The sequence below is a fragment of the Acinetobacter sp. ANC5681 genome (genome assembly GCF_023488045.1).
In the GTDB taxonomy this organism is placed as follows: domain Bacteria; phylum Pseudomonadota; class Gammaproteobacteria; order Pseudomonadales; family Moraxellaceae; genus Acinetobacter.
In genome coordinates this window covers 1-13,180 of record NZ_JAMFKZ010000011.1, presented here as the reverse complement: position 1 = coordinate 13,180, position 13,180 = coordinate 1, and the positions used below count along the sequence as shown (strand labels likewise).

Genomic DNA, 13,180 nt, shown 5'->3' with positions numbered 1-13,180 from the left:
AAGCGCACTGAATTTTTAAAAATAAAAATATAAAACAAAAACTTAAGTACTAATTAAATTTCAATGCTTATTCATCTTCTCAATAACATTATCTATTTTTCTATTTTGCACTTTTCATCATAAGCAAAGCCCAATTATTTATTTTTTATGCATTAAAAAAAGTTTTAGCTTAATTGCTCAACTTATTTAGATCTTGTAATTTTCTGGGGAGCACAATCAACATGACTATTTTTATCAATCGCTCATGGGCAACTTCAACCATCATCGCAGCAACTATTGCTGGCGTAATGGGCATTGCAGGTTGTGCAAAAAAACCTGAACAGCAAGCAACACCAAAACAAGAAACCACCACATTAAATATCGGCTTTCAAAAGTATGGCATTTTGCCGATTGTCAAAGCAAAAGGTGAATTAGAAAAGAATCTTGCTGCTCAGGGCGTCCATGTAAAATGGGTTGAATTTCCAGCCGGCCCCCAACTTTTAGAAGGCTTAAATGTAGGTAGTGTGGTATTTGGCGAGGCCGGTGAAGCGCCTCCGATCTTTGCTCAAGCAGCAAATCCTAACTTGGTCTATGTTGCAAATCAGCCACCAGCACCTACTGCAGAAGCCTTAATCGTTCAAAAAGATTCACCAATACAATCTGTACAAGATCTGAAAGGTAAACGTATTGCATTGAACAAAGGCTCAAACGTTCATTATCTTTTATTGAAATTACTAGAAGCCAATAATTTAACTTTAAATGATATTCAGCCTGTTTATTTACCACCATCAGATGCTCGCGCAGCATTTGAAAAAGGCGCAGTCGATGCTTGGGTGATATGGGATCCATTCTTCGCAGCAGCAGAGCACCAAATCCATGCACGTGTGATCGCAAACGGCGAGCATTTGGTCAGCAATCATCAATTCTATTTAGCTGATCGTAAGTTTGCGGAAGGACATCCCGAAGTTCTAAAAACACTGGTAACAACATTGAATCAAACCACAGATTGGGTAAAGACCCATCCTGATGATGCTGCAAAATTACTCGAAAAACCAACTGCACTTGAACTCGATGTTTTAAAAACTTCAATTTCTCGTATGGGTTTTGGTGTTCAGCCAATTTCTGAAAAAGTTGCAAAAGAACAGCAGTACGTAGCTGATGCCTTTTTTGCTCAGAAATTAATTCCAAAGCAACTGGTCATTGCAGATGCTGTATTAAAAAACCAAGTTCAATAATTGAGAGTCTACTTTAGGTAATTTCTCATCGGTTTTGATTGTGATCAATCAAAGTGCTTTATCCCCCATGCAGATTGCAATCTAAAACCCGATGCAATCTGTCTCATTCACATGATCTCATTCTTCATAAGGAATATCGACATGAATATTTTCTGGTTCATCCCCACTCATGGTGACAGCCGTTACTTAGGCACCAGCAAGGGCGCACGTCAGGTCGATCATGCTTATATGAAACAAATCGCCGTTGCTGTCGACAACCTTGGTTATGCTGGCGTATTGATTCCAACAGGTCGTTCTTGTGAAGATCCATGGATCACAGCAGCCAGCCTCATTGATGCAACCAAACAATTAAAGTTTTTGGTGGCACTACGTCCCGGAATTACGACACCAGCATTGGCGGCGCGCATGGCTGCTACCTTTGATCGCCTCTCCAATGGTCGTATTTTACTCAATCTTGTAACAGGCGGTGACGAGCAGGAACTCAAGGGCGATGGTCTATATGAAGATCACAGTACTCGTTATCAGACTGCCTCTGAATATGTCAAAATTTGGCGTGAGATTCTGACTCGCTCCCATACAGGTGAATCTTTTACTTTTCATGGCGAACGACTCAGTGTCGATGAAGCAAAATTACTTTATCCACCTGTGCAAAAGCCCTATCCTCCCTTATGGTTTGGTGGATCATCAACAGAAGCAACTGAACTTGCCGCTGAACAGGTTGATACTTATTTAACTTGGGGTGAACCACCTGCTGCGGTGGAAGAAAAAATTAATCATTTACGTGCTCAGGCAGCAGCCAAAGGACGTACTCTAAATTATGGTATCCGATTGCACGTGATTGTTCGTGAAACCAATGAACAAGCTTGGGCTGCCGCCGATGAACTCATTCAATATTTAGATGATGAGACTATTGCAGCAGCGCAGAAAAAATTTGCACAAATGGACTCGGTCGGGCAGCAACGCATGGCGGCTTTACACGGCGGACGCAAAGATCAATTAGAAGTCTCACCAAACTTATGGGCAGGTATCGGTTTAGTTCGTGGCGGTGCAGGTACAGCTTTAGTCGGCGATCCAAAAACTGTTGCTGCACGTATTCAAGAATATGCTGACTTGGGGATTGATACCTTTATTTTCTCTGGCTATCCACATTTGGAAGAATCGATCCGCTTTGCTGAATTAGTATTTCCACTTCTGCCACTCAAAACTCGTGAGAAACTGACACAACCACATCTCACAGGTCCTTTTGGTGAAATCATTGCCAATAACTATGTGCCTGAGGTCAAAACACCAAAAGCGTTGGTTCAGGAGGAGGCATGAGTACAACACCATTTCTAAATAATGTTTCACGTGGAACACAAAAAATAGGCAAAGGTCTCTTGCCGTGGTTGTTTCCAGTTTTATTGCTACTGATTTGGCAAGCTGCTTCAAGTTCAGGTCTATTACAAAGCCGTGTATTACCTGCTCCAACTGCCGTAGTGAGTGCTTTTTGGCACTTACTGATCAGTGGTGAACTTTGGCATCATGTCAAAGTCAGCGCAGGTCGTGCCTTGCTTGGTGTGTTGGTCGGCGGTGGTCTCGGACTACTTTTAGGACTACTTAATGGTTCATCACGCATTGCATCGACCTTACTTGATACCACATTGCAAATGATCCGCAATATCCCCGCACTAGCACTCATTCCGCTGGTAATTTTGTGGTTTGGTATTGATGAAACAGCCAAACTCTTTTTAGTCGCAGTAGGTGTATTTTTCCCAATCTACATCAATACCTATCATGGTATTCGCTCGGTAGATCCTCAGTTGATTGAAATGGGTAAAAGTTACGGACTCAATCGCTGGCAATTGTATAAAGAGATCATTCTACTCGGAGCAATGCCTTCTATTTTAGTTGGACTACGCTTTGCTTTAGGTTTGGTTTGGGTATTGCTCATCGTGGCCGAAACGATTTCCGCTCAAGCAGGTATCGGCTATATGACCATGAATGCACGTGAGTTCTTGCAAACCGATATCGTTTTGGTCGGTATTTTACTTTACGCCATACTTGGAAAATTAGCGGATGTATTGGCAAGAGCACTAGAGCGATATTTATTACGGTGGCATGCAGGCTATCAAAAATAAAAAGGTCAACTATATGAGTAATCTAAATTTAAATTTCTATGAAAATCCCTTGATTCAACCCCTTGGCGAATCTGAAGCATCGACTACTGCAAGCAATAGCAATGGTGCAAATATTCTGATTGAACAATTGTATAAGTTTTATGGTGAAGTCAAAGTGCTTGAAGACTTAGACTTAAATATTCAAGCAGGTGAATTTGTCGCCATAGTAGGTCGCAGTGGTTGTGGTAAAAGCACCCTACTCCGCTTAATCGCCCAACTTGAAAAACCAAGCTATGGCGAGATTAAATTTCAGTCCGCAAGAAACTTTCGTGAAGGCATCACAAACGATGATATTCGCGTTATGTTTCAAGATCCACGCTTACTTCCGTGGAAAAATATTTTACACAACGTACAATTAGGTTTACCAAAAGATCAACACCTGCTTGCTGAAAATTTATTAGAAAAAGTAGGCTTAAAAGACAAATCCACACAATGGCCAACTCAACTCTCTGGAGGTCAACGTCAACGTGCCGCATTAGCCAGAGCACTTTCTCATGCACCACGTATTTTATTACTGGATGAACCCTTAGGGGCGCTAGATGCTCTCACACGTTTAGAAATGCAAAGCCTGATTGAACGCCTTTGGAAAGAACAAGGTTTTACTGCAATTTTGGTCACACACGATGTGAGTGAAGCGGTACAATTGGCAGATCGAATTATTTTGCTAGATCAAGGACATATTGCACATCAATTTCAAGTGAATTTACCACGACCACGTAAGAAAACTATTGCATTTGCGCAGTTGGAACAACAAGTGTTAGATGCGGTTTTAGCAACTTAAAACCGCACCATGATCATAAATTCCACTGGATATGCATCAAAAACTGAGCTTATTCATCAGCATTTAACACTGAATTGTTTACAAAATATGTAATTCATTTTTTAGATTTCAAGTATTATCAATTAGATCGCTTCAATTCATCTTGGAACTGCGTATTTTTCGACAAAAAAACTGTGTTATTGTGCACAAATCGGACAATTTATCTTACAATGTCAATGACATTTTTTGAATCAAGCTCGCAGATGGAACAGAAAAAAAGTACACAAAAGCGCAATCAACTGCTGAATGCTGCCCTCGATGTTTTTTCCGTCTATGGATTCAGTGGAGCTAGTCTGGATGAGATTGCCCAGCTCGCAAATATGCATAAATCCAATATTTTCTATTATTATGAAAATAAAGAGTCACTTTATGTTGAAGTGCTCACCACGGTATTACAAAAGTGGCTTGCACCCTTGCAAACCCTAGAGTCTGAGCTTGAGCCAACTGAAGCCCTCACTCACTATTTAATTCAAAAAATTGAAAGCTCGCGTGATCAACCGAAAGCCTCACGTTTATTTGCCCTTGAGATTATTCAAGGTGCGCCGCATATTTTACCGATCTTAAAAGGGCCATTAAAAAAACTGTTTAAGCGTAAAACCAAGGTGATTCAAACTTGGCAAGAGCAAGGTAAATTGTCGGCAGAGATTGACCCTGAATTGTTGATTCTCAATATCTGGGCAATCACCCAAAACTATGCTGATTTTTCGACGCAAATGGAAATGGTCACAGGTAAAACTTTGCGTAACCGTAGTATGTTTCAACGTACGGTTGAGCACACTGTGCATATGATGTTGTATGGTGTGTTGCCACGTTAAAACCAGAAAGCATTGATCAGGCCTATCTCAGCAGATAGGCTTTTTTATTTAAAAATGCGCCTGATACAACGCCAATAATTTCTGTGCCCCCACCAGCAGATTCTCTTCCCAATCTAAATGAGCCGTATCATTGGCACCATCTGTAATATATTTGACTGAAATCAAACGCACCCCAAGCTTCTGGCACACTTTGGCGAGGGCATAGGCTTCCATGTCCACCAGATTACAGGATACTTTTGGCTGTCCTGTTTCAAAGGAGTCACCTGTACCACAGATCCCTTTAGGTAAATATTCAAAATGCGGCTGAACATGGATTTCGGCAGGAATGTCCTCATCCATCGGTGTCACACCCACCGCAAAACCCAGCGGTGACACATCCATGTCCCGTTGTACAAAAGTAATCACCTCAACCAGACTATGTGCATCGAAGTGCGAACTGCCTGCACTGCCTAAATTGATCAGCGTTTTGCATCCCGTCTTTTGAATCACCTCAAATGCCTTGAATGCTGCATTAATTTTGCCAATGCCACTATAGTGAACCTGAATGCCTGCCTGCTCAAACAGACCCTTTGATTCATTCGGCAATGCCATGATTAAAGCAATATCAGACTGCATCGTGATCACCCAACAATTTAAAATGCGTAGTGTAGCGAATTATCCACCAGAATAAAGCGGGCTAAGCAATCACCCTAAAAAGCCTTTCTCCGAATTTTTTACTGATGAAAAACACAACAACAAGACGAATCGCTGAGAATATGGCAATATATAGCCTTTGCAAAATTCACTGAATTTAACGCCCATGAAGTTGCTTCGTCTCAACGCATTATCGCCAGATTTTCAGTTACCTCCGAGCGCGGTAACGATTGGCAATTTTGATGGTGTCCATCTGGGTCACCAAGCGATGATTGCTCAACTGAAAACATTGGCTGATGCCAAAGGCTTAAAAACATTAGTGATGATTTTTGAGCCACAACCGCTTGAATTTTTTAAAGGTTATGACGCACCACCACGTATTAGCTCGCTCAGAGAAAAAGTAGAATATTTAACTGAGTTAGGGGTGGATTATATTGCTGTCGCCAAGTTTGATCAGTATTTTAGAAGTCTTAATGCAACCGAGTTTGCTGAGTTACTCAAATTAAAACTCAATGCTCAAAGCTTAGTATTAGGTGATGACTTTCATTTTGGTAAAGACCGCCAAGGCAATAGCGAATTCCTACGCGATTATGGATTTGACGTCACTAATTTAAATACGGTGGCTTTAAATGGTGAACGTGTGAGTTCAACTCGTATTCGCCAAGTTTTACAAGCAGGTGATCTTGCTTTAGCTGCTAAATTATTGGGTCGTCCATACAGCATTACAGGTCGTGTGCAATATGGCGATCAGATTGGACGTACCCTTGATTTTCCAACGATTAATGTCCGTTTAAATCGCCATAAACCGTGTTTAAGTGGTATTTATGCGGTGGACGTGGTATGTGAGAATGCTTCTCTCACAGCCAAAATTCAACATATAGATACTGAGTTGAATGGAATTGCTGGTTATCAAGCTGATAGTTTGTTTGGTGCAGGTCATGTCGGGACACGTCCAGCTATTCAACAAGATCATCCAGAGTGGCGATTAGAAGTACATTTCCCTGATGTTTCTGCTAATCTGTATGGCCTATTGATGCGGGTAACTTTTCTTCACTATTTACATGGCGAACTGAATTACCCTTCGCTTGAAGCACTCAAAGCTGGGATTGATGATGATGTGCAAAAACTACGAGACTATCGTAAGCGCACACCAGAATTTCCTTTTTAAATTTTAAATTTCATTTTTGTAGAACATGTCAGTTTAGACTGATAAAACTGGAAGAAAACTTGCATGAGCGATAAGCAAACTCCTGAAAATGCAGTGGATTATAAAGCCACACTCAATTTGCCTGATACTGAATTTGCGATGAAAGCAAATTTGGCTGTGCGTGAAGCCAAATGGTTAGAAGAGTGGTATGCCGACAACATTTATCAGCAGATTCGCGCATCGCGTATTGGCAAGAAAAAATATGTACTTCATGACGGCCCTCCATATGCCAATGGTCAAATCCACTTAGGTCATGCAGTCAATAAAGTTCTAAAAGACATCATCATCAAAAGCCGCGTGATGGATGGCTTCGATGCGCCATACGTACCAGGTTGGGACTGTCACGGTCTGCCAATCGAACTGAAAGTAGAAGAAAAAGTCGGTAAAGTGGGCGTTAAAGTCGATGCTTCAACTTTCCGTAAAGCGTGTCGTGAATATGCCTACACCCAAGTCGAATTACAGAAAAAAGACTTCGTGCGCATGGGCGTGTTTGGTGATTGGGATAATCCTTACCTCACCATGAACTTCAAACAAGAAGCTGACATAGTACGCTCTTTGGGTGCGATTGCTAAAGCGGGTCATATTGAACCAGGTTTGAAGCCTGTGAACTGGTGTTTGGACTGTGGTTCTGCACTTGCAGAAGCAGAAGTTGAATACGAAGACAAAAAATCTGATGCAATTGATGTAGGTTTCACCGTCATTGATCTTAAAGATTTAAGCGCACGTCTAAGTATTGATGTTCAAGATGTGACTGATATTGTCATTTGGACAACTACACCGTGGACTTTACCTGCCAACCAAGCTGTTGCAGTACATGCCGACATTGACTACCAACTGGTACAAGTAAGCACTGAACGAGGCTCACAAAACTTCATTCTTGCCAAAGATTTAGTTGAATCAGCAATCGAACGTTACAAGCTCGAAAATCCAGTTGTATTGGCTGATTTTAAAGGCGCTGTCATTGAGAAGCTATTATTACAACATCCTTTAATTACTGATCGTCAAGTCCCAGTAATTGTTGGTGAGCACGTAATTGCGACTAGCGGTACAGGTGCGGTACATACTGCTCCTGGACACGGTGTGGACGACTATAAAGTAGGACTGCAATACAATCTAAAAGTCGATAATCCAGTCGGTGGTAATGGCGTATATTTACCAACTGCACCGATTTTTGCGGGTGAGCACATCTACAAAGCCAATCCAAAAATTATCGAAGCTTTGGGTGCTGTAGGTCGTTTATGGGCACATCAGCCGATTAAACATAGCTATCCACATTGCTGGCGTCATAAAACACCGATTATCTTCCGTGCAACACCACAATGGTTTATCAGCATGGATGCCAAAGGTTTGCGTCAAACTGCTTTAAATGCGATTGAAAATGACATCGAATTTGTTCCAGATTGGGGTAAAAATCGTATTCAATCGATGATCGAAGGTCGTCCTGACTGGTGTATCTCACGTCAACGTACTTGGGGCGTACCAATCCCATTCTTTGTACATAAAGATACTAATGCATTACACCCTCGTACACCTGAACTCATTGAAGAAGTTGCTCAACTGATCGAACAAGAAGGTATTGATGGTTGGTATAACCGCGATGCTAGCGACTTCATTGGCGCAGATGCTGAACAGTACAATGCCGTACGCGATACACTTGACGTTTGGTTTGACTCAGGTACTACACATTATGCAGTGTTGCGTGAACGTGAAGAGTTACAAGACCCTGCAGATTTGTATCTTGAAGGTTCAGACCAACATCGTGGCTGGTTCCAATCGTCATTGTTAACTTCAATTGCGATCAATGAACGTGCACCATATAAAGGTCTACTCACTCACGGATTCGTCGTGGATGAGAAAGGTCGTAAAATGTCTAAATCATTAGGCAACATCATCACCCCACAAGACATCATCAAAGATATGGGTGCAGATGGTTTACGCTTCTGGATTGCTTCGGCTGACTATCGCTATGAAATGACCGCAGGTAAAGAAATCTTTAGCCGTGCGTCTGATGGTTATCGTCGTATCCGCAACACTTTACGTTTCTTGTTGGCAAACTTAAATGGTTTCAAGCCATCAACAGATGCTTTACCTGTAAACGAATTGATCGCATTAGACCAATACATCTTGCAACGCGCGGCTGAAGTACAAAAAACCATTCAGCAAGCCTATGAAGAGATGAACTTCCACATTGTAACTAACGCATTGACCAATTTCTGTATCAATGACTTAGGTGGTTTCTATCTTGACATCATCAAAGATCGTCAGTACACCACCAAAGCGGATTCACAAGCTCGCCGTTCAGCACAAACTGCGCTGTATCATTTAGTACAAGCTTTTGTGCGCTGGATGTCACCAATCCTGAGCTTTACTGCTCAAGAAGCTTGGCCATTGATCCCAGAGCAAACTGAGAAATATGTATTTACTGCTGAATGGTATGACATCCCAACGGCATCAACAGCAAACTTGCTTTCAGAAGTAGATTGGCAAACATTGATTAGCGTAAAATCAGCAGTAAATAAACAGATTGAAGCAGCACGTAACGCTAAACTTGTTGGTAGTAACTTATCTGCAAAAGTTGAACTTTGGGCAGATGAAGCATTACAAACATTATTAAATCAGTTGGCTGATGAATTACGTTTTGTCTTGATTACGTCTCAAGTCATCGTTTACCCGTATGCTGAACAAGGTGAAAGCACTGACTTAACAGGATTACGTGTCAAAGTTTCTGCGGCTGATGGTGAAAAATGTGTACGTTGCTGGCATGTATTGCCAGACGTGAATACCCACGTTGGTCATGCTGGTTTATGCGCTCGTTGTATCGTCAATGTCACTGGTAGTGGCGAAGTGAGAAAGTATGCCTAATACACAAGCAAAAAAAGGCTTGTTCCAGTTTTATCCTCATAATCTCATGTGGCTTGGACTTTCAGTCCTTGCCATTGTGTTAGATCAATGGACAAAATGGATTGCAAGTACACACTTAAACTATGCCGATCCTGTTCCTGTATTACCTTTCCTGAATTGGACATTACTGCATAACTATGGTGCTGCATTCAGTTTTCTTTCTGATGCTGGTGGCTGGCAACGTTACTTTTTTACTTCTTTAGCAGGCTTTGTCTCGATTATCTTTATTTTTTGGTTAATGAAAATGCCAAAAAAGATGATCATCCTTCCGATGGCAATTGCATTAATTCTCGGTGGTGCTATAGGCAACCTCATAGACCGCGTCTCATTGGGTTATGTCGTTGACTTTATTCATGTCTATTATCAAGACAGTCACTTCCCTGCTTTTAATATTGCAGATAGTGCGATTACCTTAGGAACAATCCTGCTACTTATTGATACTTTCTTCCTTGAAAAGAAACGTATCCAAAATGCGGAAACAAGAAATGTCTGAAATTATCCAACCAAACGAAGAAATTCGCATTCAAGATGGCTCAAAAGTCGACTTACATTTTTCTGTATCCATTGAAAATGGTGTTGAGATTGACAATACACGTAATCGTGAAGAACCCGTCAGCCTCGTAATTGGTGATGGTAACTTACTGCCAGGATTTGAAAAGGCATTGTTTGGTTTACGTGCAGGCGACCGTCGTACTGTGCATTTACCACCTGAAGATGCGTTTGGTCCTTGGAATCCTGAAAATATCCAAATCTTCGATACTGTAAAGTTTGAGCAACGTCCGATCGTTGGTCATATGATAGAATTTGAAGACAAAGCCAAAGCCACCTTGTTCGGTATCGTAAAATCCGTCAATGATGACACTACAGAAATTGATTTTAACCATCCTCTTGCTGGTAAAAATATTACCTTTGAAGTAGAAATTTTCAGAGTCACCCCGGCTGGTCAGCAAGGCATCAAATTGATGTAACAAAAAAGCTCTCAAATGAGAGCTTTTTTTTACGCTAAAGAAAAGTATAAGATCATTAAAAGTATTCATTTTTAAAATCAAAGCAATAACACAGGAATTTTACTATGCTCATTTATATTATTGTTGGTAGTGTTCGCGAAGGCCGCACGGCAATTAAAGTGGCCAATTGGGTACAACAAGCGACAACTGAAATCGCATTAAAAGATATTCAAGCCGAAGTTGTTGATCTTAAAGAATGGGACTTACCGCTATTTGCCGGTTCTCACCCTCCAGCTTCTGGTATTTATGATCAACCTAAACAACAGCAGTGGGCAGATAAAATTGCGCAGGCACAGGCATTTATCTTGATTAGCCCTGAATATAATCATGGCTATAGTCCAGCACTCAAGAATGCCTTGGACTATCTCGGTAAAGAATGGCAAGGCAAATCTGCTGCTTATATTGGATATGGTTCAACCAATGGCTCACGTTCAATTGATCAAATCCGTCAGGTAGGTACACAACTTGGGCTGGTTGATTCTAATGCGGTTCTTGAAATCCGAGATATTTTTAAACGAAACCAAACAGAAACTTTTGAGGCAAATGAATTTGAAATTAAGGCGCTCGAATCCATCATTGAAAAGCTACAAAAATATCATGTGAGATAGATGTCAGCTTAAACCTACAATAATCAGCGTCTTTAACCAATATACTGCCATCAACTTTAGCTTTAATCTATCAATCATAGAGAGACAGGAAGTCTCATTCAAAACAACAAGATGCACAGGATGTAGTTGTTTAAAGGAAATAAACGACAATAAACTGAATATCAAGAAGCCCCTTCAGGATGATGGGGCTTCTTGTATTTTGGGCAGAAAAATATCCAAAAGACTGTCGCTGCTAATCCAGAAATCTTTGCGGAGCATCGATACCAAATTGTACACAAAGATGTAACGCTAAGTTATGTGTCTTTCACCCAACCAATACTTAGAACGTACCGACTACCTTTTAAAACCCTACTTACTGCGTGCTCCGAAATGTCAGATCTAAAATATTTGATGCGCCTATTTTCAAATATTGGTGATCTACCAATGAACTCGCCTCCGCATTCCGCCGCCTTCAGAACTATATTAAGCCGATAATGTTCGCCCCGATCTACCTTGTCTACGTGAGGAGGTATTTCTTGGCCCTCGCGAAATCTTAGTATGTAGACATCGAATGGATATGGCCATAGCCCACCACCAACAAGCATCTTGTCGTAACCAGTATTCTGTCGACCTTTCTGCCACCGAAATAGCTTGGAAAAGAATTTATTCCTGTTCAATAAGGAGATCTCTCTACACATATCGCCCGCGTAATAGGCGCGAGCTTACGAGCGTCCTGATTGACGCGATTGTTATTTTTTTATTTGGCACGTAACTTATCTTTATGATGATTATATACAGGTAAAATAGCATCGTATAGGTCAAACAATTTTTGCTCTATTCCGTCTAAATACTTTCCAAGCTCTTCCTTTTTTATGCCTAGGTAAGCTTGAGTAATAGCATTAAGCTCGTCTGGATCCATGAATTGACCTTTACCAGCTTCTTTAGATAGTTGGTCTGCACTAATAATCAATGTAAGTTGATTAAGCTGCTCTTCTGTGTAACGATCATGATGTATTACAGTGTTTCTAATAAGCCTATAATCATTACACACCTTATTAATTGCTTTCAGCTTACCTTCTAAGCTAAATTTTTTAACATTCTCGTTCGTTACTAATAGATTATGGTTTATCGTTTCATTGCTGATCCCTAGATCAAGAATCCTATTAGTAAAGATAAGCGCTCGATCATATATTGATTGAACTCTTATGATGCTATTTTCAATTAGCATTTCTATATAGGCACTTTTTGAGTAGTCCTCAGCAGCAATTGAATCCAAGTATCCGATATCTAACAATGTCAGAGAAAGCCTAGCTTTATCTATCGAAGACTGTATGGCACTAAGTGATTTGCTACAAACTAGAATATATACACTAAGATCATCATCTACAGCTACTTCAAGGTTTTCATTAGCAACTTTTGCCGTAAATAATGGGCTTTCTTCGTCAAGGATTATTGATTTTTCAATCTGATGCATAATTATCTCGAAAAAATATAACTACTCTTATGCGGTAGAGATAACACACAAGATGCGAAAACTTGCTGCATAAGATACCTGTTTGATTATAAATTGAATAAAAAATAATTGATTTATTTGAACTATAAACCATTTTTTAATAAAAAATATCAACTCAAATAGTGATACACCACAAATATATAACTTATCGAAATGAATAGGCGAATATAGGATAGGTTTTCCTTATATTTCCATTTCCCTCCGCACAATAAAAAACACCCCCTCTGCGCTAGCGGAGGGGGTGTTAGTATTTAAAAGCTGGCGATGACTTACTCTCACATGGCAAATGCCACACTACCATCAGCGCTAAGAGGTTTCACTTCTGAG

12 protein-coding genes are annotated in these 13,180 nt (G+C 40.6%); 10 read left to right on the top strand and 2 right to left on the bottom strand.

Features of this window, described 5'->3' with window-relative positions; all coding sequences use genetic code 11:
* Positions 1 to 221 precede the first annotated feature (221 nt).
* From M5121_RS08240 to M5121_RS08220, 5 genes are all read left to right on the top strand, one after another.
* Entirely contained in the window at positions 222 to 1,214 is a 993-nt protein-coding gene (locus M5121_RS08240) for a sulfonate ABC transporter substrate-binding protein (RefSeq protein WP_249570893.1), read from the top strand.
* Between the two features lie 141 nt (positions 1,215 to 1,355).
* Complete coding sequence (ssuD, locus tag M5121_RS08235; RefSeq protein WP_249570892.1) at positions 1,356 to 2,531, top strand: FMNH2-dependent alkanesulfonate monooxygenase; 1,176 nt, start codon at positions 1,356 to 1,358, stop codon at positions 2,529 to 2,531.
* Positions 2,528 to 3,331: an aliphatic sulfonate ABC transporter permease SsuC gene (ssuC, locus tag M5121_RS08230; protein WP_249570891.1), complete on the top strand. Its 804-nt coding sequence runs from the start codon at positions 2,528 to 2,530 to the stop codon at positions 3,329 to 3,331. The genes ssuD and ssuC overlap by 4 nt, the downstream gene beginning before the upstream one ends.
* 13 nt (positions 3,332 to 3,344) lie before the next feature.
* Entirely contained in the window at positions 3,345 to 4,151 is an 807-nt protein-coding gene (locus tag M5121_RS08225) for an ATP-binding cassette domain-containing protein (protein ID WP_249570890.1), read from the top strand.
* 242 nt (positions 4,152 to 4,393) lie between these two features.
* The gene (locus M5121_RS08220; RefSeq protein ID WP_004907340.1) at positions 4,394 to 5,005 is read left to right on the top strand and encodes a TetR/AcrR family transcriptional regulator; all 612 of its coding nucleotides are present in this window, start codon (positions 4,394 to 4,396) and stop codon (positions 5,003 to 5,005) included.
* A gap of 48 nt (positions 5,006 to 5,053) precedes the next feature.
* Here the strand turns inward: M5121_RS08220 and M5121_RS08215 are convergent, their stop codons facing one another.
* The gene (locus tag M5121_RS08215) at positions 5,054 to 5,620 is read right to left on the bottom strand and encodes a phosphorylase family protein (RefSeq protein WP_249570889.1); all 567 of its coding nucleotides are present in this window, start codon (positions 5,618 to 5,620) and stop codon (positions 5,054 to 5,056) included.
* Between the two features lie 184 nt (positions 5,621 to 5,804).
* Here M5121_RS08215 and ribF point away from each other — a divergent pair, with 184 nt between their 5' ends.
* The 5 genes from ribF (at position 5,805) to M5121_RS08190 (ending at position 11,361) form a co-directional block, all read left to right on the top strand.
* Positions 5,805 to 6,806 (top strand): riboflavin biosynthesis protein RibF, encoded by a 1,002-nt coding sequence (ribF, locus tag M5121_RS08210; protein WP_004907352.1) that lies wholly within the window; start codon positions 5,805 to 5,807, stop codon positions 6,804 to 6,806.
* A gap of 63 nt (positions 6,807 to 6,869) precedes the next feature.
* The gene (ileS, locus tag M5121_RS08205) at positions 6,870 to 9,707 is read left to right on the top strand and encodes an isoleucine--tRNA ligase (RefSeq protein WP_249570888.1); all 2,838 of its coding nucleotides are present in this window, start codon (positions 6,870 to 6,872) and stop codon (positions 9,705 to 9,707) included.
* Positions 9,700 to 10,239: a signal peptidase II gene (gene lspA / locus M5121_RS08200; protein WP_087539515.1), complete on the top strand. Its 540-nt coding sequence runs from the start codon at positions 9,700 to 9,702 to the stop codon at positions 10,237 to 10,239. The genes ileS and lspA overlap by 8 nt, the downstream gene beginning before the upstream one ends.
* On the top strand, positions 10,232 to 10,714 hold the full coding sequence (locus M5121_RS08195) for an FKBP-type peptidyl-prolyl cis-trans isomerase (protein ID WP_249570887.1): 483 nt from the start codon (positions 10,232 to 10,234) through the stop codon (positions 10,712 to 10,714). Before lspA ends, M5121_RS08195 begins: the two co-directional genes overlap by 8 nt.
* A gap of 104 nt (positions 10,715 to 10,818) precedes the next feature.
* Positions 10,819 to 11,361 carry an NADPH-dependent FMN reductase gene (locus tag M5121_RS08190; RefSeq protein WP_249570886.1) on the top strand — a complete coding sequence of 181 codons (543 nt, stop codon included), beginning with the start codon at positions 10,819 to 10,821 and terminating at the stop codon, positions 11,359 to 11,361.
* 736 nt (positions 11,362 to 12,097) lie between these two features.
* Here M5121_RS08190 and M5121_RS08185 read toward each other — a convergent pair.
* Positions 12,098 to 12,814 (bottom strand): Cthe_2314 family HEPN domain-containing protein, encoded by a 717-nt coding sequence (locus M5121_RS08185; RefSeq protein WP_162620844.1) that lies wholly within the window; start codon positions 12,812 to 12,814, stop codon positions 12,098 to 12,100.
* Between the last annotated feature and the right edge of the window lie 366 nt (positions 12,815 to 13,180).

What these genes read in the sequence shown, in the direction of transcription:
- M5121_RS08240 (WP_249570893.1), top strand. Translation starts at nt 222, where the DNA reads ATGACTATTTTTATCAATCGCTCATGGGCAACTTCAACCATCATCGCA.
- ssuD (WP_249570892.1), top strand. Translation starts at nt 1,356, where the DNA reads ATGAATATTTTCTGGTTCATCCCCACTCATGGTGACAGCCGTTACTTA.
- ssuC (WP_249570891.1), top strand. Translation starts at nt 2,528, where the DNA reads ATGAGTACAACACCATTTCTAAATAATGTTTCACGTGGAACACAAAAA.
- M5121_RS08225 (WP_249570890.1), top strand. Translation starts at nt 3,345, where the DNA reads ATGAGTAATCTAAATTTAAATTTCTATGAAAATCCCTTGATTCAACCC.
- M5121_RS08220 (WP_004907340.1), top strand. Translation starts at nt 4,394, where the DNA reads ATGGAACAGAAAAAAAGTACACAAAAGCGCAATCAACTGCTGAATGCT.
- M5121_RS08215 (WP_249570889.1), bottom strand. Translation starts at nt 5,620, where the DNA reads ATGCAGTCTGATATTGCTTTAATCATGGCATTGCCGAATGAATCAAAG.
- ribF (WP_004907352.1), top strand. Translation starts at nt 5,805, where the DNA reads ATGAAGTTGCTTCGTCTCAACGCATTATCGCCAGATTTTCAGTTACCT.
- ileS (WP_249570888.1), top strand. Translation starts at nt 6,870, where the DNA reads ATGAGCGATAAGCAAACTCCTGAAAATGCAGTGGATTATAAAGCCACA.
- lspA (WP_087539515.1), top strand. Translation starts at nt 9,700, where the DNA reads ATGCCTAATACACAAGCAAAAAAAGGCTTGTTCCAGTTTTATCCTCAT.
- M5121_RS08195 (WP_249570887.1), top strand. Translation starts at nt 10,232, where the DNA reads ATGTCTGAAATTATCCAACCAAACGAAGAAATTCGCATTCAAGATGGC.
- M5121_RS08190 (WP_249570886.1), top strand. Translation starts at nt 10,819, where the DNA reads ATGCTCATTTATATTATTGTTGGTAGTGTTCGCGAAGGCCGCACGGCA.
- M5121_RS08185 (WP_162620844.1), bottom strand. Translation starts at nt 12,814, where the DNA reads ATGCATCAGATTGAAAAATCAATAATCCTTGACGAAGAAAGCCCATTA.